This is a genomic window from Neobacillus sp. Fa239, assembly GCF_055395235.1.
In genome coordinates this window covers 104,001-130,353 of sequence record NZ_AP041612.1, presented here as the reverse complement: position 1 = coordinate 130,353, position 26,353 = coordinate 104,001, and the positions used below count along the sequence as shown (strand labels likewise).

Below are 26,353 nucleotides of genomic sequence, written 5' to 3'. Positions count from 1 at the left end.
ATCGAGATAATCTAATCATTAGTTATCTTCATAACGAAGGGATTCAATATAGTTTTAAAGAAATAGTACCCTATAGCTGAGGGACGAAAGAATTTTGAATGGATTCAAAATAGTTAATTTCAAGGAGACTAAAAGTATCATAAAAAAAGGAAAGAAGCACCTTTTGAAAGGGTGCACATGTTTATAAAAAGAAAGAAAAATGCATTTCCTTGTGGGAATGAAAGTTCTAAAAAGGATAAAAGGAGAGGATCTGATTGAAAACTTGTCCATATTGCGGAAGCAACATCGAAAGAATGAATCAGCAATATTACTATTGTGATTTTTGTTTTATGAATCTTGATGCAAGAATTGTTAAAGAGAATCGTGAACGCCTAGACGTTCGATTTCGTGAGTTTGCTCTGGATGCCTATATTGACAAGACCACACATGAAATGATGACATTATCCACTTTTGAACTGTTATATTTGCTCAAAATGATTCGGAAAGAACGCAATGATATGTATCATCATTTGCATGTGTTTCACCGGGCTGGTTATGATGGAAACAATGAGTTTAAAGAAGCTGAAAAGGAAACGGGCCGAGATTACATGTTCTTCACGAAAAAGGCGTTTGTTGTAGAAAATATTATTCGTTCGCGGATGGGTTATGTTCCAGCACGAATTACTGAAAAGTATCTAGCGAATTATTTAGATAATATTAAAAATGACAAAAAAGGTCCAATGATGATTCGAATCCAACGCCAGCAATTGAAAGGACAAATTAAATAGTTTATATAAAAGGAAAAAGGGTAAAAACATTTATCTTATGGTTAGATACATTTAATAAATATTTGTTTTAGCCTTTTTCTGCGGTGCTTTTTTTAAGAAACATCTTTAACAATTAGACATTGATTGATGAACATGAATTCGAAAAAGACCTTAATGGATATGGAAAAGATGGTTGGGAACTGATTTATTGCATCAATACGAGTTTTGGACAGGGAACCTCAAGAGAAGGCATTGCAGTTATGAAAAGGAAAAAATCTAAATTAGAATTCTAATAACAATAATAACCAAAATAAAAGTAGCTTTTTATAATTTATTTCTCCCAAAACCATATGAAATTTAATTTCCAAGTTCGACAATTGGGGACTTGATTTTAAGAAAGTAAGGGAAAAAGAATATCCTAAACAGATTTGCATTTAAATGGTTGAAAAGGAAATACTATTGGTGGTCATAAATTGACGATTTCTATAATCAGCTACTCCACTCCTGGTTACGGCAAAATAACCGTAGCTCCTCCAACCCTTTGACCTTCCTGGGAACGGTGATCCCAACCGTAAAAGTAGTGGATCGGGACGGTTTGCCATCTACCGAAGTAAATGATGGATCATTTTATGTAGAAAAAGTAAATATTGTATTTAGAACAAAGGCATCCCTCGGGGGTGCTTTTTGACTTAGTTAAAGAGTGATTATGATTTTCTTTATAAACTAACTGAGAGGACTTATAGCAAGTTGCGTGAAAAAATAATTCTAGACCTTACTCTAAACGTTTCACACGTTCAGCAAATTCGATTGGATGCTAGTCAGTAGTTCTTGTGCTTACTGGACTTACTCCACCCGTAAGTCGGTATTCAAGAAAAAGGGTTCTGTTTTTTTACAGAGTCCTTTTTAGTTGTGTGCCAGGCATGGGTTCAGTCTATTGGGGGTAAGTCCCGAACCATGAAGACAGTAGTAGTGGTTAGCTTAACGTAAGGGTGTCTACAGTTACTTGAATTCTGAAGTAATTGTGCGGCAAAACTCCTTTCTGAAAGATAAGAACTACATATAAGGCTATGTACATGACCAAAATTACAATGAGCCTCATAAGCCCAATTGCTTGTTACCATTACTATAATGAAAAAATAAATTTTAAGGAAAATAGTTGAAAAGCCCCTCCCTTTGCGAATTTTTGATTCGAGATAGGATAGCGACACGATTTTTTCCGCTTAAGGGAGGCTGAATGATTGATTTATAAACATATTTTGGAGTGTAGGCGAGTAAATTAGTAACAGATTAACAGATTAAATGTGTAACAGTGTTAGTGACTTAAGCGTTGATTTTACTGGAGATAAAGAAATAAAAAAGAGGTGGAGAGGGAGTAATTATATAAAAAATGCTATTAAAAAAGAAGATGAACGAAAATTTCGTTCCAATAAAAAAACCGAGTCAATTCTCCGTTAGATGAAGATACTCATCGTAAGTTAAAAAAACTAAGCGTTAGTTGCAATATGACCAAAACCATGTTGGCAGCTGAGCTTATCAAGATGTGTGTGAACCACACAGATATTATTAATTTCTTTCAAGATACGCACAATACAGAAACTGAATACAGAGTAATACCAGTGAAAGTAAACGGGAAAATAAATTATTAATTAACGCTTTTTTCATATTTTTCCCGATCTTTTTCCTGGTTTTATATCAACTAGGTCACATTCTAACTCTCTCGTTATACTTTTCTTTACTTCCACCAACGGTTTCTTTACAATGAACGCATTTCAAGAAAGAGGGTTACTTGAATAAGCCCAAAAGAATCATTCTGTGGACAGCTTTGGGGAGTATGAAATATTTGGACTTGTAGGAAAATAACGTGAAGGACGTGAGGTGACGATGTGGTTCTTTTTACTATCCGTAATTGTATTTAACGTATGGTTCTTGTTCATGCCAAAAAAGTTGACCTTAATCGAGATATTCTCTACTTGTATGTTTGCAATGGTTTTTCAGCAAATAGTAGACCTCGCTTTAGACTTAAAACTCGACTGGTATGGTTATTTTTCAAAAGGCATACAATGGACGTACATAATAGCCATTCTCGGAATCTACCCAGCGGTGAACGCAATTTTTCTGAATTACTATCAATACATGAAGAATATTACTGAGAAATTTTGGTACATCATTGGTTGCTCTGTGTTCGCCGTAGGTTACGAGTGTTTAGCTGTTAAATCTGGATATTTCTATCATCACCAATGGAAACTTTGGCACTCTGCAATTACCTATCCGTTTTTATTACTGTTTCTGTTGCTGGTTTTGAAGTGGGTTAGAAAGCTGATTCACCATCAATATGAACGTATTTCTAGATAAGTAACTCTGAGAATTACCCCAGAAGTTTTCGAAACTGCAAAAATGGATACAAGATTGTGAAAAAATGTACTTACACTAAGGGTAGCTTTAGTTGAAGAATATCTAATTAGTCGATTCTACTTTGAATCGGCTTTTTTATTTGTTGGTGGCATAACTTAGGTTCATAAATAAAGAGGTGAATAGCCGTGAAATATGGATATGCGCGGGTCTCGACTTTACATCAAGAGTTAGAATCACAACTACAAGCATTAGAAAAAGAAGGTTGCAATAAAATTTATTCCGATAAGTTCACAGGAAATAAAAAGGACCGGCCGCAGTTCAATAAGCTATTACAAGAATTGAAGCCAGGGGATACTTTGGTTGTGTACACAAGAAGGTAAAGCTATTGCCAAACAACGGGATGACTATAGAGAGGGAAGGCCGAAAAAGTATAGTAAAAAGCAAATTACACATGCCTTGCAGTTGCTGGAGATGCATTCATATAAGCAAGTAGAAGAAAAAACAGGGATAAGCAAAAGTACTCTTATAAGAGCAAAGAAACGCTTGGAGGACGGCAGTCATTGAAGGAATACAGGAAGATGTAATTAAAATTTTTATTGTCCTCTCTTATAAGACTCCTAATGTTCAATACTAAATGAATAAAGTGAAATACTGGTTATCATAAAAGTATTTGATGTCGGAAACCGTCACTCCTAAAGTGTCCAAGAGCTATCCATGAAAATGGGTAGCTTTTAATTTCCCTCATTTAATCAATTTGAAAAGCATGAAGTATCCCTACTCCATAAACCTTACCGTGCATATTAATGGTCGGGAATTGGTAACCTTAAAAAAGTAATATGGGATTCTCCTTTTTCAATTAACATAATGGACGTTAAGAACAGGGAAGGAAATTCAATATTGCCATTGAATAGGAGCTTTTTTCTATTAATTAATGAGTTTTGAATGTAACCAACGTTAAGTCTCTAAATACTTTAGAAGGGAAGTGTTAAGGATTATGTAGTTTTCTTTAAATAAATAAAATTTATTCATCTCAAAGAGTAAAAAAAAAGGTGGAAATGATAAATGAACAGACTTAAATCAAAATCTTTTCGTCATATTTTTGCCCTATCAGTGTCAGTGTCAATGGCTTTTGCTCCAATTGAATTTTATGGGATTCCATCAGAGGTTGTACAAGCAGCTCCTATTATAAAACATTCCCTTCCGCTTGGACAACCGAATCTAAAAGAATCAAGGGTAACAAAAGAGATTGGAAGAGGGGTCACCTATTCAAAAATTGTACGTGGCTTTCAATCGGATAAGGAAGTCTACATAGTAGATATAGCATTTTTAGCCACTCTACAGGAAGCAAACACCCTCACCAATCGATTGAAAAAGGATGGATATAATCCTATAGTGCAAACCATTACAAAACGTGCACCTGATGACCCTGAAAGGGGCCCGCTTGGTTATCTTGTTCGGTTGGGAGCATTTAAAACTAAAGATGAAGCAAACAAACTGAAGAATGAACTTTCGGGAAAGGGCTACCAAAATCCTAGTGTCGTCTATTCCGGTGAGGACGGTGTAGCGACATCAGGACCATGGGTTGTGAATGTACTGGAAATAAATCCTAAAGTATTTAAGGGAAGGATTGTGCCTGAACTAGGCACTGAAATTGTTCCTGACCGCGAGAAAGTAAGTAGTATAGCGGCAAGAACAAAAGCCTTAGCAGCAACAAATGGCGGTTATTTTGTGATGGGACCGACTGATGGCACGGAAGGCGATCTTGCAGGTATATCCATGATTGATGGCAACCTAATCAGTGAGGCAGTAAATGGAAGGACAAGTGTGATTATATCCCAATCTGGCAAACATGTCCGGATTGCTCCTGTGGAGACACATCTTTCAGTAGTTTCTTCAGATGGTACAAAGCGGGATATTGACGGATTAAACAGAAAACCAGGTTTGATCCGCGGGTGTGGTGGCATTGGTGACACACCGACAGACAAACCTAAGCATGATTTCACCTGTACGGATACAGGAGAACTTATTGGGTTCAGTTCCAGATTTGGCCAAACCACCGACCCCGGGGCAGGGGTAGAGGCAGTATTGGATTCGACAGGAAAGGTGATGGAATTTCGTAATCAACGTGGGGGTGCCATTCCAAAGGACGGCATCGTGCTCGCCGGAACAACGGACGCCGCAGATTGGCTGAGTTCACATGCTAAAGTAGGGGAAAGGCTCAACATAAACACTTCCATTTTAGAGAATAAGGCCCCCCTTAAAGGTGAAGCAACAATAGGAATCGTTAACGGCGGACCGCGTTTGCTCCGTAACGGAAATTTAGTCATTACCGCATACGCAGAAGGATTCCATTATCTGGAGAAACCGGAGTTCTTCTACAGATTCGGTGATCGTCGGAATCCTCGTACACTTTTAGGGGTAAAGCCAGATGGAAACATTCTTCTCGTTACCGTAGATGGACACTACCCAGACTATAGTGTTGGGGCAAGTTTCGAGGAAAGTGCAAAAATAATGAAATCTCTTGGTGCGAAAGATGCAGTCAATCTGGACGGCGGCGGTTCAACAACTATGACGTTAGGATCTCAACTTGTAAATCGTCCTTCAGACGCGACTGGTGAACGCCCTGTGGGAGATGCCGTTTTAATTATGCCTTAATTCATACTGAAAGACAAAGGGCTGTCTCTTTTGCTGTAGGCAGCCTTTCTTAGGTAAATAATGGATTTTATCCATATGAGATAAAAAATATAACTTGTTTTATCCATAATTAATCAAAACTTTACATTCTTACTTCGAATAATAGATTCACTTTTGTCTATTTTAAAATGTGTAGTCTATATAAATGGAGGTTTGATAAATGAAAAAAACAACCATCACCCTCATAGTATTACTGGTAACCTTTTCACTATTTGGTTGTACCGCAAACAATAATCGAAATGCTTTAAATGGTGGTAATGACAATAATGCCCGAAATGTCCGAAACAATGGTGAAAGGATTAATGTTCGACAAGTAGAATATAACACCAATAACAACAAAGGGAAAAATAACATCGCAAGAAATGATTTTTCACAAAGAACCACTACACCAATCAAGCATGTGGTTATCATATTTGGTGAAAATGTTTCTTTTGACCATTATTTTGGGACCTATCCACATGCCGTAAATTCACCTGGTGAACCAAAGTTTGTTGCGAAACCCCATACGCCTTTAGTCAACGGTTTAAAACCTAATGCTAGAAATGGGAATCAGGATTTATTAAACCATAACCCAAATGCTGCAAATCCTAAACGGCTGGCACGGTCTCAAGCCTGGACAGCCGATATGGATCATGAATACAAAGCGGAACAACAGGCGTTTAATGGCGGTAAGATGGATAAGTTCATGGAATATACGGCAGGGGGAAATGAAAAATCATTAGTCATGAACTATTTTGATGGAAATACGGTCAATGCACTTTGGAACTATGCGCAGAACTTTGCCTTGAGCGATAACTCTTTTGGAACAGTGTATGGACCTTCCACACCAGGTGCACTCAACCTTATTTCCGGCCAGACACATGGAGCTACCGGATATCAAAATGGAGCTGCGGTAGGAAACATAGAAGACAATGTTGCAAATGGAACTGTAATCGGAGACCCTGACCCTTATTATGATATGGCGTCCAATCCAAAACGCGCACAAGCTGCCATGTCTGGCAAAAACGTTGGTGATTTATTAAATCAAAAAGGGGTCACATGGGGCTGGTTCCAAGGTGGATTCCGTGATGTAACTGCACAGCATAAAAATATCGGCGGTGTTCAATCCATTGATTATAACCCGCATCATCAGCCATTCCAGTATTATCAATCAACATCCAATAAAAATCACTTGCGTCCATCATCTGTTCAATCAATTGGACATCAAGGAGATCAGGCCAATCACCAGTATGATTTGACCGATTTCTGGGATGCAGTTGGGGCTCATAATATGCCTGCCGTAAGCTTTTTAAAAGCGGCAAATTTTCAAGATGCGCATGCTGGATATTCTGATCCAATCGATGAGCAGCACTTCCTGGTAGATACTATCAATCGTTTACAAAAAACACCTGAATGGAACTCTACTGCTGTTATTCTTGCTTATGATGATTCTGACGGATGGTATGATCATGCATACCATAAGCCTGTCAATGGTTCCAATGATCCTGAAAATGATGCCTTGTTTGGACCTGGTGATGCAGGAAAGACCGTTCTTGGAGATTATTTAGATCGTGCAGGGTATGGGCCACGCCTTCCTTTACTGGTTATTTCTCCTTATGCAAAGAGAAACTATGTAGACCATACACTTACGGACCAAACCTCTATCTTAAAGTTTATTGAGGACAATTGGCAATTAGGAAGAATTGGCGATCATTCTTTTGATTCCATTGCAGGGTCCATTAAAAATATGTTTGATTTTAAACATGGTAGTATCAAAACACTTTTCCTAGACCCAGAAACTGGGCAACCTGTTAAGAAGTAATAAATAAAGAAGAGATAATTGAATGGAATCAGTTACAAAGAAGCCTTAGCCCTAGTGTCGGCTAAGGTTTTTTGATACATAAATTTTGAGGTGCAAGAAGGGCAAGGTTGTGGGCAATATTGAAGGAAGAAGAGTTTATGAGAAAATTGGATTGCGATATATGATGGATATGGAAAACCTTTATAGAGAAGTTCTTCTTCCGAACGGTGTTCGAGTGAAAGATAGTGTTCCGGCAATGATCGCTGCGGCGGGCATTTTTACTTTTTGTATAACGAGTGAATTTAGTTTAATAAAAATAACAGGGAAAACTTGAAAAAGGCACAATCATTTATATTGATTTAGCAGCATTCTTATATACATTTGGAAAACCTTAAATATTATTGTGTCATCAATAATTCCAAATTTTTTGGACATAATAATTTTTAGGGATATGCATGGAGATTGTATATCCCCAATAACCTATGCTAATGTACTCGTGGTACTTTCCCCTGAAGCATTACGGGTACATTATTAATTTGAATAAGATTTAATGCTAGCTTACATAATAATATTGGTGTCGGAAAACACCAACCTTACATGCTTAAGAATCGAAAAAACTATCCATTAAATATGGGTAGTTTTTTCATTTTATTGAAAGATTGCTTTTTCTTTATTTAAGTATCGGGGAGGTTAGTTGAAATAACTCTGTTAGGAAATAAGTATCGAAAAGGATTCAATTTCAAATACTTGGTAATCATATTACTATCCTAATAAGGAAAGTGATTCCATGAGTTGGGTTGTATTATTCGGGACGATATTAATTATTTATCCTATTGTAATACTTATGAAAAAACGTTTATCTGTTTCTGAAATATACACAACTGTTGTTTTTGGTCTGTTAGTGGATGTATTAGCAGATACGTATGCTGCCTTCAGGCATAAAGCTTGGGGTTTTTTTGAGGCTGAAAAAGTTGAATAAACTGCACTATTGATAATATTTGGAATCTATCCTATGTTTGCAGCTATGATTATTAATTGGTACCCTTATCGCAGTATTTGGTGGAAAAAGGTTCTGTATCTTATTACGTGGGCTGTTTTTTCAACGGGTTACGAGTGGCTTGCCCTTAAAGTCGGAATTCTATGGCATAAAAATTGGAATTTATTTTACTCCTTCTTAATTTATCCATTTATTTATTACATGCTTATTGTCCATGTTAGGGTTTATCGATGGATTCAACAAAAAGTATAATAAGTCTTATTCCAGTAACGAGTATGATTGCTGAATAATGGTAATCGCCTTTTCTTATTGAACTTATGGGGAGGGTAGCTTAAGAAAATGGCTATTCAATGAAAAATGTTAATTGTAGAACTATTCTTGAGTAGGGGTTAATTGCTGGTTTATCAGCGAAAGTTATGCTAAAAGTACTGTGAAAATTCTCTTATTTTTCTTTACTTTTTCTTATTATAGCATTAATCATTCCTTTACATCCTACCTCTATACTTTTAGAAGTAATAGATTAAAAGAGAAGTAGGGGTGGAAGAAATGAAAAAGAAGAAATTGATCGTTGCAGCAATGGCGGCCCTTATGGCGGGTTCAGCTGCCATCCAAATGGCCGTAACACCTGCCTCGGCTGCAGAAATTGCGCCGAAGTCTTACACTGCAGGTAGTCCGAAAGAGTTCGATCTGCAGGCGCACCGAGGAGGTATCGGGCTTACCGTCGAGTCCACGATTGCATCTTTCTCCAAGGGCCTCCAAGTAGGTGTCAGCACCCTTGAGATGGACGTGCAAATCACGAAGGATCATAAAGCTATAATTACACACGATCGACAGGTTGCGGGTTCCAAGTGTCAGGACACGGGTCCGGCGTTTCCTGGTGATCCTATGTATCCATATGTCGGCAAGTACATTAAGGACCTCACCTTGGCCGAGGTGCGTACATTGGACTGCGGCTCGCTGAGGCAGGCGTCATTCCCTGGCCAACAGCTGAATCCTGGCGCCCGCATGCCGCTTTTGAGCGAGGTGTTTGATCTTGTCAAGTTTTACCACGCCAATAAGGTACACATGAATGTCGAGACCAAAGTGGAAGCCGGAGCACCGAATGAAACGGCCCCCCGTGAAGAGTTTGTACAGATAGTTGCCAACGAGGTTCGTAAAGCTGGAATGATTAACCGTGTAACAATCGAAAGCTTTGACTGGGGATCACTCATGCGCATGCACCAAGTCGAGCCGCGCTTGCCGCTTGTCGCATTGACTAATGGTGATCAGTTCCTGCAGCCTGGTAAGCCTGGCGCATCACCATGGCTTGGCGGAATCGACATCGATGATTTCGGAGGGGATTTTGTCGCTGCAGCCCACTCGTTCGGCGCAAGTGCTGTTTCCCCAGTACATGGTGATCCTCAGGGCGGCAAGGTAACCGATCCGAACTACAAGCCTTACTTGACGAAGCAAATGGTCGAGGAAGCCCACAAGTACGGCATGAAGGTCATTCCTTGGACGGTAGATGATAAGCCTACTATGGAAAAGCTGATGGATGATGGGGTTGATGGGGTGATCACGGATTACCCGGACCTGCTGCGCAGCGTAATGAAGGAACGCGGTTACAAGCTGCCAAAGGCCTATCCGGCTCCCAAGGAATAAGAAGCCCGGACAAGGCAAATAGTAAAACAGTGATTTTTTCTAGTATTTTAGTATCATTCTTTTGTTGCGGCGGATAATATGATCCGCCGCTTTCTTTTGTGAAAATAGCCAAGGTTTCATAGTTTACTAAAATAAAACGGGATTTTTGCTTTAAGGCATATTCAAATGACTATCTAAATATGAATAAAACAAAAGGAGCATTTCGGGGAGGCTATAGAATGAACGGGGATGATAGATCTTTGCATGCTGATACCGGTGTTACATCTGGATTGTTTGTTGAGCGCTCTTTAAATGAAATTCGTTTTTGGGCTAGGATCATGAAAGAGCATTCTTTATTTCTTCGATTGGGTTTTAGAGCAGAAGATACTCAATTAATTCAAGAGGCTAATCAATTTTTTATCGCTTATTTGAACACATCGAACAAACTGCACATTCCTTCAATAATCAAACAGACCCCGAACAAATAAGAAGATTTACTTCAGAGGTGCAACAAGCCGCGTCTAATATTTTCGTATTTAAACGGAAAGTATTAGAACTAATTCTCACATGCAAATTGCCAGGGCAAAATAATTTCCCACTATTAGTTGATCATACAAGTAGGGAAGCAAATTATTTTAGAAAAAGATTAATTGAATTAAATGAAGGAAAATTACAAGCGCTTCCAGATGCCATTATTAAAGAAAATGTCTTCTTCTTAAGGATTATGGCAGACCATGCCAAATTTATTGGTCATCTCCTTGATCCGTCAGAAATGAAACTAGTTGATGTAGCACGGAATTTCAGCAATGATTTTAATCAATTGCTGTATCAAGCAAGGGACTTAGAATCTATGAAGCCACAATCTCAAACAATTCCGCTTTTAGATCAATTCCTTGATCAAAATCGGGTATCGGTCGTATCACTTAGGGACTTCAAGAAAACAGCCCGTGATTTAATTGAGCAATGTAAAATAAAGAGTATTATACATCCTCTATAAGCAGACCATGTTTTCCGGGAAGCTGATAGGTTCCTTGAAATTATTGATATGTTTGATGCGCATCTTACAGGCGGTACCCGATAACCTATATAAAGGTAAAAGTTAAAGAATGTGCATGTTGGGTTAATAATGCATGGGTGCTTGAATTAAAAATCGAGTTGCGGCGGCAGCTCTTTTTTTATTATTTACTTACAAGATTGTGGAAGTTGTACTTAAAGTAACGGAAGCTTATTTGGAAGATCAGGGTGCCATTTTCGGCGGATTTTCTTTTGAAATAACGGTCAGCATTCCTGTAATGAAGAAATATGAGGTTTGAAAAAAACTCTTGGTAAGATATGAGTGTCCAAAGCTTGGCGGCAAAAAGGACACAAACATAAATACCAGGAGGCTATTTAAATGAATTATAACCAAAATGAAAAGATTGCTCAAATTACTTCTCTAGACTGAGCCCAGCTAATTTGATAATCTGCTTTGGGTGAGAGTAGTAACTTAGGTCTCTTACTTCTGAAAAAATTCTGCAAAAGTGTCTTTTTCAATTCCCTTTATTTGTTCCAATAGGTTCAATAACTTATGTGGATTCCCTTCCCGAAAGCTCTAGTCCAGCGTTTATTAGAAATAGCTATTAGAGGCATGGAAATTTCCCATGCCTTTTGTAGGAAAGTTATTTATTTCTTCTTCAAGTAAGGGGGTGCTTGAATGAAAGAACGTTTTCCGTCACTGATCACTGCGGCGGTCATTTTTTCATGTTGAGCTAACGGTAGCAGTTTAGTTTAAGTGAATTTCTTCACAAATTTATTGATAAGCCTATCCCTAAAATAACAAACGAATCAAATTAATTTACTCAATGCGTTTGTAACTAAATAGTCGCCTGCTTTTTTTGTGAAGTCGAGACCATTTTGTATTATTAATCATCATTTCGGTCACTTTAACATGTAAATCAAGTCCTCCAAAAAAGAGCGAGTTCCTGGCCATCAACCTCTTCACCAGCTATTTTTAAATTATTTAGATCTTCTTGAGAATAATCACGTTTCTGGCTAAAGTCTAAGCTGTCAAATTTGAAAAAAAGCACCTTTGAATCCGTTTTTGACCAAAAGTTTTATTGACAATTGATGCTATTTAGTAATACTATATACTAGTAGTCGGTATAACTGAATATAAGCAACACAAAATACCTGTGTTACAGAGTTCTGAAAAAAATATAAGTAAAATATAAATGGGGTAAAAAATTGGAAAATATCACGGAAATGCTGAAAGGGGTGCTTGAGGGTTGTGTGCTTGAAATCATCAGCCGTGGCGAAACTTACGGCTATGAAATCACGCAGCAGCTGCGAGCACTGGGCTTTAGCGACATTGTGGAGGGAACAGTTTACATCATCACGATGCGGCTCGAAAAAAATAAACTCGTGGATATCGAGAAAAAGTCATCCACGATGGGCCCACCGCGCAAATTTTATCGGCTCAATGAAGCTGGCCAGAAAGAACTGGCAAATTTCTGGGCCAAATGGAACTTTGTCTCAAGCAAACTAAACGAATTAAAGGCAAAAAAGGAGGAGAACAAATATGAGTATTTTAGAAAAAATCTTTGGAGATTTTAACGAAAAGAAAGCATGGCGTGAAATGGAAAACCGCGCAAAAGCCTTACCTGAAGACTACTACAACGCCTATAAAGCAATGCAAAAATATCTCTGGAACACTGCGGCGTGATGGATTGGCAAGAAACGAAATTCGTCTTTAATCACATCATCGACCTTCTTGAAGAAGCCGCAGCCAATGGCAAGCGCGTTAAAGAAGTTATAGGCAACGACGTAGCAGCCTTCTGTGATGATCTCGTCATTGATGCAAAATCTTGGGTTGATAAGCAACGTCAAAAACTCAACGATGCGATTAAATAATAGAACTTTGCTGAACAGCTTAGTATCTTAAAGGAGACTACAATGAATTTTTTAGAAAAAATAACCGGCAGCGATATGAATAAAGAAATGAAAGGTTTTGAAGCACGAGCAAAAGTCATGCCAGCTGAATATCAAACTGCTTGGAAAGAAATTGGAAGTAATCTCTGGATTCACGGAGATTTTACCGGTCGTAATCTGATGCCGATTCTTAACAGTGCTCTTGAACTGCTTGAAGTTACATCAGCAGACGGCCAGAGCGTCGAAGAAGTACTAGGAGATGATATCAAAGGCTTCTGTGCAGCGCTTGTTGGTGACGAAGGCGCAAAAACTTATCGAGATAAATGGCGTGACCAACTCAACAAGAACGTAGCAAGAAAATTAGGAGAACTGAAATGAGTATCAAAGAAATAATCGAAGGCAAAAAAGAATGGAGAGCCCATGTTGCGCGTGTCAAAGCGCTTCCACAAGATTACCAAATTGTCTATAAAGAGATCCAAAAATATTTCTTCAAAGTCGGTCCTGTTGAGCTAAACGAAGGTATCGGATTGCTCTCGGAAATTCACAGCTTCTTTGAAGAAGGCGTAGCTGCTGGAAAAGGCGTGCTTGAAGTCACAGGAACAGATGTTGCTGCTTTCTGCGATGGGCTGATTGAAGATTCAAAAACTTACGCTGATCTCTATCAAGAATCGGTCAATCAAAAAGTCGATAAGGCTATGAAAAAATAGAAGGAAAGTAGTATTAACGTCAAAATTCTATCGAACTTTTGCCTAAGTATTGTCAAACAAAACATCATGGATTCCGCTGAACGTTTTTTTTCAGAAAAAGGCTATCTTGCAACATCGATTCAGGATATCGCTGATGATTGCAAAATCGCAAAAGGGTCATTATATAAATTTTTTCCTTCCAAAGAGGATCTATTCGTAGAGGTGCATCGCTCAAAGCAGGAAAGCCTTTTCGAAAAAATGGAAGAGATTAGATCGGACACGACACTTACCTTAAGAGAAATTTTCATTCGTGAAACCGAATGTCAATTTTATTTTTTTATTGAGAATAATTTTATAATGAAGAATACTTTTGAAATGCAAGGTAGTGAGGGGAAAATTGCCTCTATTCTGCTTAGTCAACGAGCAAATATTCTCAATATGAATAAAGATGCCCTGATTCGTAGGTTTGGTAAAGAAATAGAACTTAATATATGGGACCTTGTATCAGTTTATAATGGGATTGTTAAAGAGTATCTTTTCTTAATAATATTTGATAACAGGCCGTTAAATATAAGAGATGTTTCTATGTTTATTGTGGATCTCTTAGAGGAAGTCGTTGGCGGCGTCCTGAATAAAAAACCAAAAGCAATTTTACAAAATAACATGATGGATAATTATGTGGAATCAGCTTATAAGGGCAACACTGTTTCTGTAGCTGAACAAAAACGTAAGCTGTTCGAACTTCTTTTCTCTACCCTAAAAGAATTGGCGATAACGAATTATCACAAAACAGAACTGCATGAAGCGCTCGTTATACTCCAGGAGGAAGTAGAGCGAGATCAGCCTAGATCTGCACTAATCCTTGCCATGCTTCAGTTTTTGAAGAAAGAGCATGAGCTTAAAAGCATCATTGAACAATTGAGAAAACTGTGCTTCAATTTGGATGAGTAATTATTTTTTAAGTTGCTAATGTGAAGAACAGCTAAATATCTGGTTTTGGGATATGTCCAATGAGCATTTGGTTACATGGGTGCATATCGACGCTTGACACTTACCTACTAGTAAGTTAAAATACAGTGGTGGAAATCGAAAAACACAAATTTTTGGCCTAGCACTAAAACTTATTCCGGAAAAAAGGTTATGTTGCCATAAGTTATGTTATCCATGTATAACACTCCTATTGATATTCATATTATACTCATATCAACCAACATGGCGTTTCTTGAATCCATGAGTTGGACCATGTATAAGAGGTACTTTGCAATATAAACGTATATTGGGAAAGAATGTATTCCCAAGTTCTGAATCAAATAAACAGTCTTTTTAAAAATTAAAACGCGGTTTTTCTAGGAATACAACTTACCAATTAGTAAGTAAAATAAAATTGAGAAAGTAGGAATTTTCTAAAATGAAAAGAATGCTTTGGGTTTATCTTATAATGTCCTGCTGTGCAACATTTATTACACCGTTATTTCCTTTGTACAGTGAACATTATCAATTGAATAGTCTGCAAATTACGATTTTGTTTGCCGTGTATGCCGCTATCCTACTGCCGACCTTGTTAGTTGTAGGAGCCAAAGGGAGCGCCTGGGGATTGAAGAGGGTGCTTCGCAGCAGTATATGGATTTCTATTGCCTCTACGTTGCTCTTTATTGCCCCTACGTTGCTCTTTCTAGGCAGTTTTGATGTTTGGATGCTCTATGCTGCAAGAATTTTGGAAGGTATTGCCTATGGTTCTTTTACAGGTACTGCCGCTGCCTTTTTAATAAAACAAATCTCTCCTAATAAAGTAAGTACAGCTATCAAGTTATCAGGAGCAACGATACTCATCGGATTTGGCCTGGGTCCAGCTATTGCTGGTTTAATATTGCAATATTTACATCTGCAGCCGCTTAGAGTACCATTCTGGTTTTTACTTGTAATGTTAATTACTTCTTTAATAATTCTGGAAACTCTTCCTAAGCATGAGGATTCCCTCATGCAGAAACCGTCTAAGACTAAGATATCACTTGGAGTGCCTAATAGTATTCGTTCACATTTTTGGTCATTTGTTGCACTGCCGATCTTTACAGTTTTCACAATTCAAGGAATTGCGTTGTCCCTAATACCTTCTTTCGTCAGAAATGTCATTCACACTTCAAATCTTGCCTTTTCAGGGATTATAGTCTTGTTGCTTCTTGGAGGAGGGGCTTTGGTTCAGTTCGTTCCTTGGCCGAGTCATCCAGTCTCACGGATGCGCTTTGGAATCTTACTACTTGCTATTGGATCATGGGGCATTGTATTTTCTGGTCTGACAGCGAATTTATTTTTGGTATGGGCCAGCATATTCATTCAAGCAATTGGCGGTGGGTGGACGTTTCAAGTTGCTTTAAGGTTTGCCAGCCAGTTGCCGAAACCGGAAGAACGTCCGCGAGTCATTTCGGCATTTTATTTATGCGCCTACTCCGGATTCATAATTCCGCCTATTGGAGTCGGAGTGCTGACTCAATTTTTTAGCTTGAACTTCTCATTGATTATTCTAAATTTGTTTGCTGCGCTAATCGTTATCTATGTATTGATTTATTCAGTCAGATTTAATCGTTATTATTCTAAAGTTACGGTTGAGGAAATCCAGGCAAAAAATGAAAAAACGCTTTCAAGTAAGGAAGCTGCTCCAAGTTTTGAAACAGTACCTGGTACTGAAACGTCTAACCAACGGAAAACTTTAAGCTATGCTGAAAAGAATGCTGATTTTGATTTCCGCAAGGCTATCCAAGAAATCAAACGAGGGACTTTACTTCCAAAAGCTTCGCTGGAACATGGAGACAGAATTATTAACGATGGGGAATTTCGTGAGGTTCTTAGAGCGTTAATCAAAAATGGAAAAATCCCAGAGGCAGATGAGCCCATGGATGATTAAATTTATCGGGATGCTATTCGAAGGTTCCAGCACAATTCCTAAATGAATTACTAAAATCAATTACTCAATTTAACGGAGGAGATACAATAATGAAAATATCTGTAGTATTTGACAGTGATAACGGACATACCCAAGCATTAGCGGAGGCCATTTCCGAAGGGGCAAAAAGTGTCAACGGTACGGAAGTATATATAAATCATGTCAATGATGCAAACGTAAATGACCTTGAAGATATGGACGCCATTATTTGGGGATGCCCGGGACACTTTGGAACGATAAGTGCAGGTTTAAAAACCTGGATAGATAAATTAGGTTATCTGTGGGCCCACGGGAAATTAGTAGGGAAAATAGGCGCTGTATTTTGTACCACGGCTACCACTCATGGCGGAGTCGAAGCCACCATGTTAAACTTGATTACTCCGATGCTGCATCAAGGAATGATCATTGTCGGATTACCCGGAAACATTCCGGAAAATGCCACCTATGGCTCCTATTATGGGGTTGGAATTACATGTCCGGTTGATGAATCTGACAACATCCTTAATCAAAATGATCTTGCTTTAGGAAGGGCCCTTGGAAAACGTGTGGCCGAAACAACCAAAAAGTTTGTTGGAAATTCTAAAGTTTCTTCACAATAATCACCGTCATGGGTTTTATTATAAAAATAGGATTTTATAAAAGGAGAGTGAGAACATGTATGAACGGTTTTTGGTTCCAGTTGACGGGTCCGAACACTCCAAACATGCATTGAAATCGGCTAATTGGTTGGCGCAAAACGTTGGGATAAATGCCCGTATAACGCTTCTTCATATCATTCCTAGTAAAAATATCAATACAGTTGCTTACGGAGTGGATAGTGAACAATTGCAAGTAGAGGAAGTTAGAAGGATTTTAGAGGAATCCGCACAAGTCCTTTCAGGGTCATCTATACAATATGATAGCGAATACCATATTGGAGATCCTGCAGAAATGATATGCAAGAAGGCAAAAGAAGGTGATTACGACCTGATCGTAATGGGCAGCAGGGGACTTAGCCTGTTTTCAGAACTGCTCGTGGGAAGTGTAAGTCATAAAGTGGTCCAGCATGCGCATTGTGGTGTAATGATTGTAAAGTAAATATGAGGTGATTTATTAAAACTCATTTTCATTATCGAATCATCTTTCAACCTAAGGAGGAGATAATATGATGGGAAACAGGAAAACACAAATTATCGATCTGGCACTGAAACTAATTCGTGAAAAAGGTTATGTAGCCATTAGCTATGATGATTTATCCAAAATATTTGGTGTGACGAAAGCAAGCATCCATTATCATTTTGAAAAAAAGGAGGATTTGGGAGTTGCCGTTACCGAACGGGTGCTTCAAAATTTGCAGGACTTTTCCTCGTTCATTACAAATTCTAACCTGACTGTTGAAGAAAAAATCAAGAATTTTTATGAGAGACAAATTGTTTTATGTGACGGTGGGATATGCGCCGTATCATCTCTTCAGTCTGATTATGAATCCCTTCCTGAAATGGTAAGGCAAAAAGTACGAGAAATCAGTCAGTTAGAAATAACGATTATTAAAAATATTCTTAAGGTAACACTGGAAAATAGGGCAGCCAAAGAAATTGAATCATTAGCTTTTGCCATCGTGTCTTGTATGAAAGGAGCAATACAATACGAAAGGGTACTGGGAAAGCAGATATTGACGCAAGCAATGAATGAAATATCCCGCCTTTTAAAAGATTGAAAGGTGGTTTTTAACTGATTTATTTTTTGAGGTATACTTACCTATTAATAAGTAATAAAGGCTGCTTTGCTTCATTGCAATTTCTGTGATGGGGCTTGCTTTATACGACGACGCTTGATAAGTGCTTTGTCTCATTTCAAGCATCAAAGGCGGTTTACAATGTAAACGAGTATTAAGAGTTTCCTTCATGTTTAAAATATTGGAACAACTTAAAGATCTTTTGAATTAGTTATGCGAGAAAGGAACCCTACACCCATTTGCCTGTGTCTAATGGGAGTTGTTCAATAAATCAGTTCGGTGGTTGGATCTAATTTATTTATTAATATCTAGGATAGGAGTCTCTAATGTAAGGTTAGTCTTACATTTTTAAAACTAAAAATTAATAATAAGACTCATAATAAAACGCCTCAGAACAAAATTCTGAGGCGTTTTAGACATAAATGCTTATCATAACTGGGGTATATCTGTGTGATTTGAACTAAGAAAACTAGACTTTAAAAGTCGTTCTTCCACGTATTTAAAGACAATATTTTGAGAACGTTGCCTTTTGCTTTTTGGTTTTTACCAACTGCGAATAGGAGTTGAAATAGGCGATAGAGAGAAGGGGAATTATGGAATTAAGGGAATTGGAATACTTTATGGCTATTTGTGAGGAATTACATTTCACACGAGCAGCAGAAAAATTAGGGATTTCACAACCTGCTTTGAGCCGACAAATGAGAGCCCTTGAAGATAAATTAGGAGTCCGTTTATTCGATCGATATAGTTTAGGAAAAATAGTCTGCATTACGGAAGCTGGTGAAATTCTACGAGAACAATCTGGAAAAATATTCTCCAATATTAAAAGTGTTTATGAACAAATAGATGAGCTTCGAAAAATAAAAAAGGGAAAGCTTATCATTGGGGCAATGTCAGAAGAGTTAAGCCAGCTTGCATCCGTCGTTTTCTTAGAATTTCATCGCAAGTGGCCCCAAGTGCAAACGAAGATCATAATGTCAGATAATATTGAAGAAAAGGTTATTCGAAATGAAATTGATATTGCTTTGACAGTCATGCCTATAGAGAGTGAAAAGCTAACGAATATCCCTTTATATATGGAAGAATATTATTTAGCAGTTTCATATGACCATCCATTGGTGGATAGGGATATAGTGGAGTTGGAAGAGATAAGGGACCTGTCTCTTGTATTATGTCCAATAAACCACAAGTGCCGAAAGTTAATTGATGCTGCTTTTGCCTCTGTGGGATTTGCCATCCAGCCAATCATCGAATTAACAGAGGTAAAATCTATATTGAGTTTAGTGAAAGCAGGTATGGGAGCAACGATTTTTCCCAGTACACTTCTCGATTCGGAGAAGGATGAGACTCTAAAGGTAATTAAAATAGAAAACCCAACAATTTGTAATGAAATTGCCATTGTACATCATAAAGAAAAGTATATTGGATCTGCTGCGAGAAGTTTTATAGAATTGCTGGTTACTTATGTGAAAAAAACAAAACTGAATGAGAGTGTGCATTCTGAAAATACTTTACTTTCATTCTGAAGAATTTTCCCTTATTAAAAAACCTTCCCCATTTATGAAGCGGAATGGGGAAGGAATAGAAGAGATTTCTATTAATTTGATGTGCTTTAACGTTATTTATTATGCAATTTCATACGATAGACACTGCCGCCCTGTGTGCCGACAAACAAATATTCTTCGTCTGGTGATAGTGCAAGGGCAGTTGCATTTTTGTTATCAAGGCCATCGGATATATTCTTCCATGTTTCCCCGCCATCCACACTCATTAACACACCGCGACCTCCCTTAAGGAGACCTCCTTGTCCCCCTTGATAAAAGGAACCAGTGGCTGCAAAGACGACCTTAGGGTTAGTAGGGGAAACAATGATATCATTGACATAAATGTTGAGCTCAGATTCAGCATACTTTGCTTTATCTAATGTTTTCCCACCGTCTGTGCTGACATATAAATGGTTACCTCCGACCACTAAATGGTCCGGATTGTGTGAGTCGATCGCTATCCTGCTTACAGGAAGGTCTTGAACTTTTTGGAATGATTGGCCCATGTCTTGGGACAGGAATAGCCCGTCATTTCCGCCAGCCCAAATCCGGTTAGGATCTTTGGGATCACCGGCTATGGCTGTAAACTGGTGTTCTTGCTTAATCTTTTTCCAATTATCCCCACCATCTTGGCTGACCCACACACCTATTTCGCTAGTGCCTGGGATATCATATGGGATCACGATTTCATTCGGGTTGGCTGGATGAACCAGAAGGGCAAGAGGGACTGAAGAATCTTCAAATTTCAAATCCCAGTTTTCTCCTCCATCATTGCTTCGGTACACATTCATCGTCCCAATCGCACTAAAGCGTATCTTGTAGACGACATTCGGTTCTGTTGGGGACGTTGCAACCTGCAACACTTGTTCTCCTGTCATTCCTTCCCCTTCAGCCGCTCCCCATTCGAGAGTGGAGGAATCAACTTTATTTTGATCTGGTAACATTGTCCGATACGTGTTAGAATCAGTTCCGGCAAGTAACTGGTATCCTTGGGCGTTACGAGAAATAGCCAAGCCATAAACCGTTGCTCCAGGAATACCGACCCGTTTATATGTTTCACCTTTATCCTGTGTTTCATATATTCCTGCCTGATCTGAAGAGACATAAACTGGGCGATTCCCGTTAGGGGAAGATTTTGCTCCTAAGGCAAAATCGATATCAAGGGACCTAGACCCTGGAAGCGGTTGTTTCCAAGATTCCCATGTTTTTCCGTAATCGTGACTTACCCAAATTCCATCATAACCCGTTCCTACATAAATACCCCCATCGAGAATCTTAACGCAAAATACATCATGAAATGGTACTTGATTATGGGTAACTTCATTCCAATCTTTACCTTGGTTATAGGACGCGTATAATCCACCGCCAAAAGTACTTGCAACAAGGATATCCTGATTGCCTACTATATCTTGTATCCCTCTAAAACGCGGCTGAAACAATTTCACAGATGTTGCCGAACCAGAAAATACATCTTTAACAGCGTAAACACCATCGTAGCCTGCTGAAAGGTATAGGTCGTTATTCAGAAGATGTGCTTTATTAAGATATGGCCAATTCCCAGACAATTTTTCCCAGCTCATCCCTCTGTTTAAGCTTATAAATACTTCATTACTGGAAATGGCAACCAATTTCTGCCCGCTCTCATCAGTGACTAAGTCAGATACTTCTATGTTAGGGAAAGGTAGTGTGCTCCATGTTATTCCACCGTCTTTGCTGGCGAATATCTTACCTAAATACGTTGGATCATTATACCTCGATCTAACAGGAACATATATATTTTTTTCATTAGTAGGATCAACGACGATTGCAGTTGGCGCTCCTCCTGCAACAGGAAAATTTCGAAACTCATGCCAAGTTTTCGCCCCATCCTCCGTCCGGAAAATGGAAGGTGACTGTGTTGATAATACTGTCATGACTTTAGGATTTTTTGGGTCAACATGCATCAGCCCTGCATTAGAGTAAGGTCCGACAGCTTTCCAGGTGGAAGAGTGTTCCTTATCGGCTGGTAATTTTTCCACGTAACCAGAGCCTATTATCGTAGATTCCTCACTAGAGGAATTTTTGACTGTAGAGCTAGCATCAATCCGATATATTCCCACTTCGCTAGTCTGAACGGGCACGTGCCACCAATGACCATGATCTAAGACAGAAGTCACTTGATTTGTCTTTCCGCTTGGAGTTCGTACTGTGACGATTGGAGCTTGTGACAAATCAACCGGACTGTAAATGAAGGCTTCCGTTTCACTTACTGTGGATGCAACTGGATCGGGAGATGCAGTGATTTGGAGATGCCGTACAGTCAACTGGTATGGCTCACGCAAATGCTGCGATTCTGTTCCGGATTGGATATTTCCTTCTATCCATCCGGAAATAACTGTATCCTGATCCGGCCGATTCATGTTGATGTTCACATCCACTTTGACTTGCTGACCTGGTTCAATATGAATATGGGATGGAGTTACTGTAACGGCTGCCCCGGATTTTGTATCGTCTTTTACAGTGAAATCCATATCAACCGGTTTTTCGCCGTGATTGTTTAAAGATAACGAAGCGCTTCTATGAATCTCTGAATCTTTTAAATCAGCTATTCCAAAATTTAAGCCATTAGGTGAGGCGACGACATTGGTTTCCGCTGCAGCCTTTACATCCAGTCTTCCTGCCCCTTGTGTAAGCACATCATATGATGCCAGCGGCTTCGCGGATTCTTTTAAAATACTGGCAATCTCGCTAGCTTTCCAGGAAGGGTGTAGTTGTTTTATGAGGGCAGCTGCACCTGCCACATGGGGGGCAGCCATGCTTGTCCCGCTCATTCTGGTGTAACCGGTATCATTATCTTGTGTCTTGATGTAAGTCGAATTGATTTCAACACCCGGAGCGACTAAATCAGGCTTTGCTCGGAAGTCGGAATTACCACGGGAACTAAAGTTAGCAATTTGATCCGTTGCGTCTTTTCCTGTAATCGTGATTTTAACGGGTCCTTTGGCCAAGTAGGACTTTAATTCCCCAGCTTTTGTTCCGGTAATTAGCATTGCGGCCAACGTATCCAACCGACCGTCCAGGGATGAATCTGTCTGGAATTGATCTTGAGCTTGTAACTTTTCAGATGAATTGGATGTATATTGAGATGGTATAGTATCTCCTAATTTAAAAACAGGGCCAGGTTGGTCAGGCAGGTAAAAGAGCACAGCATCGGCCCCTTTTTCTTGAGCTGTAGACGCTTCTGAAAAAGCTTGCGGTACAGTTGCACCTTGAGGCAATTGAATTAGGACAATCTTTCCTTTTACATCTAATCCATCGTAGCTTTCCGGTCCTCCTTCTCCAACGTCTACGAGCTCGCTGGTAATTGCTCCTTCAGGAGGATTAGCTGAAATCCCAAGGCGGGTAACGGCCAAATTCTCTTCAACTGGGGCAACCATTTTCGCGTCAGGCACTTTGATACCGCTTGTACTAGCGCCGACAGCAAGTACTCCCTCTGCCATAGCTGGAGCACCAATTGTTCCATATCCAGGGCCTGCATTCCCGGCTGCCGCTACCACTACTACACCGGCATCAACCGCATTTTGGGCAGCTTGGGAGATGGGATCACTGCCATCACCAGGGCCGCTTAGGCTCATATTAATGACATCAGCCGGGTTTGGATTGTCTGGAGAAATAGAGGCTTCTATTCCGGCAAGGATATCGGATGTATATCCTGATCCGTTATTATCTAGGACTTTATAGGCTGTTATCGAAGCATCAGGTGCCACCCCGGTCACTTTACCATGAGCCGCAATGATTCCGGCAACATGGGTTCCATGGCCGTAGTCGTCCATTGGGTCGTTATCATGATTGACAAAATCATATCCCCCGACAACTTTATGCCCTGGTCCGAATCCTCCTCCCAGGTCAGGGTGATTATAGTCCACACCCGTGTCAATCACAGCGACCGTTTCTCCTTTACCTGTAACTCCTTGATTTTCTTGGTCGTGCATGGACCAAACGTCAGGAGCACCAATCAAAGGAACGCTGTCGGCTAAGTCTGCGTGATATTCCTGATCCGGATACACCGCTTTTACGCCGGGAATCGAACGCAGTTCATCCAATTTGTTTTTGGGAACTTTTAATGAAATGCCGTTAAAGGTAAACGTATATTCGTTAGACTCTTTGAATGGAATCCCTTTATCATTTATTGTTTGTAACACTTTCCCGTGTGCCAGTTTTAAACTCTGGGTATGTTCTTTCAACATACTTACACTTGCTTTGGAAGCGGCCCCTATCCTTTCTGACTTCGGCAGTGTTTGAATGGCGGGTGCGCCGTCCATTTCGACCACAACACGTGTCATCGTATTATCCGAATCGTTTCCCTGTGCAAAACCAATAGGAGCATCAAATGCAAATCTCGCACTGGAGAATAGAAGGGCTGAAGCGACAATACAGGTTGCGGTCCTCCCCTTAAACCATTGATTTCTTTTTTTCATTTTATGTAATCACCTCTAATATGAATTGCATTTAAGGATAGTAAAATTAAACTATTAATAACATTGAAATAATTAAGACTATTCTAATATGCTAAAGATATTATATATGGCGAAAATTTTTTTGGTAAATGACATTCTTGTTATGATAGTAATTCATTTCAGTTATCAATAAAGAGGACTGATGCGGGGCCCAAAAGCGATATGTGCTATCAAGATGCTTTGATATAAAACTAATTCAATAATTATAGATATATTTTTTAATTTCCATTAATTAATTAGTAAGCTACTTATAATTGCAAATTATGCAAGTACTCAAAATATTATGTAAATACTTCCGTGTTGTAAAAATGAAAAAAGAGATCTTAAACTAAAGATCTCTTTTGATTAGTATTAAACCTTGAACTTTGACATCCCTGTTTTTGGAATCTCAACTACTACTTGGATGTCTCTCAGTGAATTCTTTGTGAAGGGGACCGCCGCCTATCGCCAAGTTAATTGGTGCAGAGCTGTTACAAATCGAAGAGGGTAAAGCAGTTTTTGAATTAAAGTGTAATACGGAGAAGCATGCAAATCCTATAGGAACAATCCATGGAGGTATACTATGCGATTTAGCCGATATGGCAATGGGCGTGGCATTTTCAAGTTTGTTAGAAATGAATGAATCCTTTACGACTGTTGAACTTAAAATCAATTATTTGAAACCGATATGGAATGAAAAACAGCAAAAGGTGAGGTTATAAAGAAAGGAAAGAATATTGGGCTTATCAAGTGCGATGTTTTTGATGAAGGTGGTTCATTAATTGCCCATGCATTAAGTATGTGTATGATTCTTCGTGGTGAAAAATCAGTAGGAAGATAAAAAATACCAAATAGAAATTTTAGGATTATACTGTGAATTATGTTTTAAAAAAGCAGAAAAAAGTTCTATCGTAAACTGAATAAAGCAAGTAAGGCCGGTCTCAATGAACTGAGAAGAGGAGAGTAATTCTGCTCTGATTTACTTGATACTTATCTACTAGTAAGATAAAATGCAGTAGTGGAAATCGAAAAACACAAATTTTAGACCTGGCGCTAGAACTTTTTCCGGAAAAAGGTTATGTTGCTATAAGTTAAAATGATTTGAACAATATATTAAGGTAACCAAGGCTTATTAAAAATTATAGGGCGGTTTTTCTACGAATATTACCTACTAACTAGTAAGTAAATAAATTAGAGAAAGAGGGAACTACTAATATGAAAAGAATGTTTTGGGTTGTTCTTATGATGTCCTGCGGGGCTACGTTTATTTCCTCATTATTCCCTTTATTTGGGGAGCATTATCGGCTGAGCAGTTTCAAATCACCATCTTGTTTGCCGTTTATGCCGCTATCCAGTGCCGACCTTGCTAATCGTGTGATCCAGAGGCAGCTCATGGAGATTGAAACGGGTACCTCGCAGCAGTATATGGATTTCCATCGCATCGACGTTGCAAGTTATCAGGAGTAACGGTAAACATTGGTTTTGGCCTTGGCCCAGCCATTTCAGGTTTAATCGTGCAATATGTGCATTTTCAGCCACTGCTTTTGCAGTATTGGTACCTGCTCGTCATGTTATTGAGTTCCTTGGTATTTCAGGAAATGTTACCGAAGCACGAAGATTCCCAAGCACAGAAACCGGATAAAACTAAAATTTCGCTCGGTGTTCCCAACAATATTCGTTCCCATTTTTGGTCTTTCATCGGACTTCCGATCTTTAATGTTTTCACGTTAGGCGGAATTGTGTTTTCTCTTATTCCTACTTTCACCAGAAACGTAATTCACACAACCAATCTCTCTATTTCCGGGTTGTTAATATTACTGCTTCTAGGCGGGGGGGCTTAATGCAGTTCTTTCCTTGGCCACGTAATCCTGTTACACGGATGCGTATAGGAATTCTGTTA

General features: G+C 38.9%; 23 protein-coding genes and 4 pseudogenes. 25 read left to right on the top strand and 2 right to left on the bottom strand.

From position 1 onward, the window contains the following. Positions 1-254 precede the first annotated feature (254 nt). From ACZ5XR_RS28955 to ACZ5XR_RS28905, 11 genes and pseudogenes are all read left to right on the top strand, one after another. The gene (locus ACZ5XR_RS28955; RefSeq protein WP_464502760.1) at positions 255-767 is read left to right on the top strand and encodes a hypothetical protein; all 513 of its coding nucleotides are present in this window, start codon (positions 255-257) and stop codon (positions 765-767) included. 119 nt (positions 768-886) lie between these two features. Next, positions 887-1,039 carry a DUF4177 domain-containing protein gene (locus tag ACZ5XR_RS28950; RefSeq protein WP_464502759.1) on the top strand — a complete coding sequence of 51 codons (153 nt, stop codon included), beginning with the start codon at positions 887-889 and terminating at the stop codon, positions 1,037-1,039. A 1,588-nt stretch (positions 1,040-2,627) separates the two neighbouring features. After that, on the top strand, positions 2,628-3,098 hold the full coding sequence (locus tag ACZ5XR_RS28945) for a CBO0543 family protein (protein ID WP_464502758.1): 471 nt from the start codon (positions 2,628-2,630) through the stop codon (positions 3,096-3,098). A 185-nt stretch (positions 3,099-3,283) separates the two neighbouring features. Continuing rightward, positions 3,284-3,662 (top strand): annotated as a pseudogene (locus ACZ5XR_RS28940) (recombinase family protein). A 498-nt stretch (positions 3,663-4,160) separates the two neighbouring features. Further along, on the top strand, positions 4,161-5,753 hold the full coding sequence (locus ACZ5XR_RS28935) for a phosphodiester glycosidase family protein (protein ID WP_464502757.1): 1,593 nt from the start codon (positions 4,161-4,163) through the stop codon (positions 5,751-5,753). A gap of 199 nt (positions 5,754-5,952) precedes the next feature. After that, positions 5,953-7,593, top strand: coding sequence for a phospholipase C (locus ACZ5XR_RS28930; protein ID WP_464502756.1), 1,641 nt, complete (start codon positions 5,953-5,955; stop codon positions 7,591-7,593). 109 nt (positions 7,594-7,702) lie between these two features. Next, positions 7,703-7,906, top strand: a complete 204-nt coding sequence (locus ACZ5XR_RS28925) for a hypothetical protein (RefSeq protein WP_464502755.1) — start codon at positions 7,703-7,705, stop codon at positions 7,904-7,906. Positions 7,907-8,359: 453 nt separating this feature from the next. Further along, entirely contained in the window at positions 8,360-8,551 is a 192-nt protein-coding gene (locus ACZ5XR_RS28920) for a hypothetical protein (RefSeq protein WP_464502754.1), read from the top strand. 33 nt (positions 8,552-8,584) lie between these two features. Beyond that, positions 8,585-8,821, top strand: coding sequence for a hypothetical protein (locus tag ACZ5XR_RS28915; protein WP_464502753.1), 237 nt, complete (start codon positions 8,585-8,587; stop codon positions 8,819-8,821). Between the two features lie 294 nt (positions 8,822-9,115). Continuing rightward, on the top strand, positions 9,116-10,210 hold the full coding sequence (locus ACZ5XR_RS28910; protein WP_464502752.1) for a glycerophosphodiester phosphodiesterase family protein: 1,095 nt from the start codon (positions 9,116-9,118) through the stop codon (positions 10,208-10,210). Positions 10,211-10,428: 218 nt separating this feature from the next. Then, positions 10,429-11,270 (top strand): annotated as a pseudogene (locus ACZ5XR_RS28905) (DUF2935 domain-containing protein). 349 nt (positions 11,271-11,619) lie between these two features. On the opposite strand, the pseudogene ACZ5XR_RS28900 reads toward ACZ5XR_RS28905, so the two are convergent. Continuing rightward, positions 11,620-11,732 (bottom strand): annotated as a pseudogene (locus tag ACZ5XR_RS28900) (transposase); the annotation flags it as partial. A 680-nt stretch (positions 11,733-12,412) separates the two neighbouring features. On the opposite strand from ACZ5XR_RS28900, the gene ACZ5XR_RS28895 reads away from it, so the two are divergent. The 12 genes and pseudogenes from ACZ5XR_RS28895 (at position 12,413) to ACZ5XR_RS28840 (ending at position 19,960) form a co-directional block, all read left to right on the top strand. Beyond that, positions 12,413-12,781, top strand: a complete 369-nt coding sequence (locus ACZ5XR_RS28895) for a PadR family transcriptional regulator (protein WP_464502751.1) — start codon at positions 12,413-12,415, stop codon at positions 12,779-12,781. Next, the gene (locus ACZ5XR_RS28890; protein ID WP_464502750.1) at positions 12,747-12,890 is read left to right on the top strand and encodes a DUF1048 domain-containing protein; all 144 of its coding nucleotides are present in this window, start codon (positions 12,747-12,749) and stop codon (positions 12,888-12,890) included. The genes ACZ5XR_RS28895 and ACZ5XR_RS28890 overlap by 35 nt, the downstream gene beginning before the upstream one ends. Beyond that, a complete protein-coding gene (locus ACZ5XR_RS28885) occupies positions 12,890-13,078 on the top strand; it encodes a DUF1048 domain-containing protein (protein ID WP_464502841.1) in 189 nt (62 codons plus the stop codon). The genes ACZ5XR_RS28890 and ACZ5XR_RS28885 overlap by 1 nt, the downstream gene beginning before the upstream one ends. A gap of 42 nt (positions 13,079-13,120) precedes the next feature. Continuing rightward, on the top strand, positions 13,121-13,474 hold the full coding sequence (locus tag ACZ5XR_RS28880; protein ID WP_464502749.1) for a DUF1048 domain-containing protein: 354 nt from the start codon (positions 13,121-13,123) through the stop codon (positions 13,472-13,474). After that, the gene (locus ACZ5XR_RS28875) at positions 13,471-13,803 is read left to right on the top strand and encodes a DUF1048 domain-containing protein (protein WP_464502748.1); all 333 of its coding nucleotides are present in this window, start codon (positions 13,471-13,473) and stop codon (positions 13,801-13,803) included. Before ACZ5XR_RS28880 ends, ACZ5XR_RS28875 begins: the two co-directional genes overlap by 4 nt. A 66-nt stretch (positions 13,804-13,869) precedes the next feature. Further along, positions 13,870-13,947 (top strand): annotated as a pseudogene (locus ACZ5XR_RS28870) (TetR family transcriptional regulator); the annotation flags it as partial. 93 nt (positions 13,948-14,040) lie between these two features. Further along, positions 14,041-14,733, top strand: a complete 693-nt coding sequence (locus ACZ5XR_RS28865) for a hypothetical protein (RefSeq protein ID WP_464502843.1) — start codon at positions 14,041-14,043, stop codon at positions 14,731-14,733. A gap of 457 nt (positions 14,734-15,190) precedes the next feature. Beyond that, entirely contained in the window at positions 15,191-16,681 is a 1,491-nt protein-coding gene (locus tag ACZ5XR_RS28860; protein ID WP_464502747.1) for an MFS transporter, read from the top strand. Between the two features lie 89 nt (positions 16,682-16,770). Continuing rightward, positions 16,771-17,319, top strand: coding sequence for an NAD(P)H-dependent oxidoreductase (locus tag ACZ5XR_RS28855; RefSeq protein WP_464502746.1), 549 nt, complete (start codon positions 16,771-16,773; stop codon positions 17,317-17,319). 55 nt (positions 17,320-17,374) lie between these two features. Beyond that, a complete protein-coding gene (locus ACZ5XR_RS28850) occupies positions 17,375-17,797 on the top strand; it encodes a universal stress protein (protein WP_464502745.1) in 423 nt (140 codons plus the stop codon). Between the two features lie 67 nt (positions 17,798-17,864). After that, positions 17,865-18,416 (top strand): TetR/AcrR family transcriptional regulator, encoded by a 552-nt coding sequence (locus tag ACZ5XR_RS28845; RefSeq protein WP_464502744.1) that lies wholly within the window; start codon positions 17,865-17,867, stop codon positions 18,414-18,416. Positions 18,417-19,027: 611 nt separating this feature from the next. Next, positions 19,028-19,960, top strand: coding sequence for a LysR family transcriptional regulator (locus ACZ5XR_RS28840; protein WP_464502743.1), 933 nt, complete (start codon positions 19,028-19,030; stop codon positions 19,958-19,960). A gap of 92 nt (positions 19,961-20,052) precedes the next feature. Here the strand turns inward: ACZ5XR_RS28840 and ACZ5XR_RS28835 are convergent, their stop codons facing one another. Further along, on the bottom strand, positions 20,053-24,435 hold the full coding sequence (locus ACZ5XR_RS28835; protein ID WP_464502742.1) for a S8 family serine peptidase: 4,383 nt from the start codon (positions 24,433-24,435) through the stop codon (positions 20,053-20,055). Between the two features lie 482 nt (positions 24,436-24,917). Here ACZ5XR_RS28835 and ACZ5XR_RS28830 point away from each other — a divergent pair, with 482 nt between their 5' ends. Together ACZ5XR_RS28830 and ACZ5XR_RS28825 are read left to right on the top strand one after the other, a co-directional pair. Further along, positions 24,918-25,175: a PaaI family thioesterase gene (locus ACZ5XR_RS28830; protein ID WP_464502840.1), complete on the top strand. Its 258-nt coding sequence runs from the start codon at positions 24,918-24,920 to the stop codon at positions 25,173-25,175. 520 nt (positions 25,176-25,695) lie between these two features. Beyond that, entirely contained in the window at positions 25,696-25,920 is a 225-nt protein-coding gene (locus tag ACZ5XR_RS28825; RefSeq protein WP_464502741.1) for a hypothetical protein, read from the top strand. Positions 25,921-26,353 lie beyond the last annotated feature (433 nt).

Coding starts and splice junctions, on each gene's coding strand:
- ACZ5XR_RS28945 (WP_464502758.1), top strand. CDS start 2,628: ATGTGGTTCTTTTTACTATCCGTAATTGTATTTAACGTATGGTTCTTG.
- ACZ5XR_RS28935 (WP_464502757.1), top strand. CDS start 4,161: ATGAACAGACTTAAATCAAAATCTTTTCGTCATATTTTTGCCCTATCA.
- ACZ5XR_RS28930 (WP_464502756.1), top strand. CDS start 5,953: ATGAAAAAAACAACCATCACCCTCATAGTATTACTGGTAACCTTTTCA.
- ACZ5XR_RS28920 (WP_464502754.1), top strand. CDS start 8,360: ATGAGTTGGGTTGTATTATTCGGGACGATATTAATTATTTATCCTATT.
- ACZ5XR_RS28915 (WP_464502753.1), top strand. CDS start 8,585: ATGTTTGCAGCTATGATTATTAATTGGTACCCTTATCGCAGTATTTGG.
- ACZ5XR_RS28910 (WP_464502752.1), top strand. CDS start 9,116: ATGAAAAAGAAGAAATTGATCGTTGCAGCAATGGCGGCCCTTATGGCG.
- ACZ5XR_RS28890 (WP_464502750.1), top strand. CDS start 12,747: ATGAGTATTTTAGAAAAAATCTTTGGAGATTTTAACGAAAAGAAAGCA.
- ACZ5XR_RS28885 (WP_464502841.1), top strand. CDS start 12,890: ATGGATTGGCAAGAAACGAAATTCGTCTTTAATCACATCATCGACCTT.
- ACZ5XR_RS28880 (WP_464502749.1), top strand. CDS start 13,121: ATGAATTTTTTAGAAAAAATAACCGGCAGCGATATGAATAAAGAAATG.
- ACZ5XR_RS28875 (WP_464502748.1), top strand. CDS start 13,471: ATGAGTATCAAAGAAATAATCGAAGGCAAAAAAGAATGGAGAGCCCAT.
- ACZ5XR_RS28865 (WP_464502843.1), top strand. CDS start 14,041: ATGGAAGAGATTAGATCGGACACGACACTTACCTTAAGAGAAATTTTC.
- ACZ5XR_RS28860 (WP_464502747.1), top strand. CDS start 15,191: ATGAAAAGAATGCTTTGGGTTTATCTTATAATGTCCTGCTGTGCAACA.
- ACZ5XR_RS28855 (WP_464502746.1), top strand. CDS start 16,771: ATGAAAATATCTGTAGTATTTGACAGTGATAACGGACATACCCAAGCA.
- ACZ5XR_RS28850 (WP_464502745.1), top strand. CDS start 17,375: ATGTATGAACGGTTTTTGGTTCCAGTTGACGGGTCCGAACACTCCAAA.
- ACZ5XR_RS28845 (WP_464502744.1), top strand. CDS start 17,865: ATGATGGGAAACAGGAAAACACAAATTATCGATCTGGCACTGAAACTA.
- ACZ5XR_RS28840 (WP_464502743.1), top strand. CDS start 19,028: ATGGAATTAAGGGAATTGGAATACTTTATGGCTATTTGTGAGGAATTA.
- ACZ5XR_RS28835 (WP_464502742.1), bottom strand. CDS start 24,435: ATGAAAAAAAGAAATCAATGGTTTAAGGGGAGGACCGCAACCTGTATT.
- ACZ5XR_RS28825 (WP_464502741.1), top strand. CDS start 25,696: ATGATGTCCTGCGGGGCTACGTTTATTTCCTCATTATTCCCTTTATTT.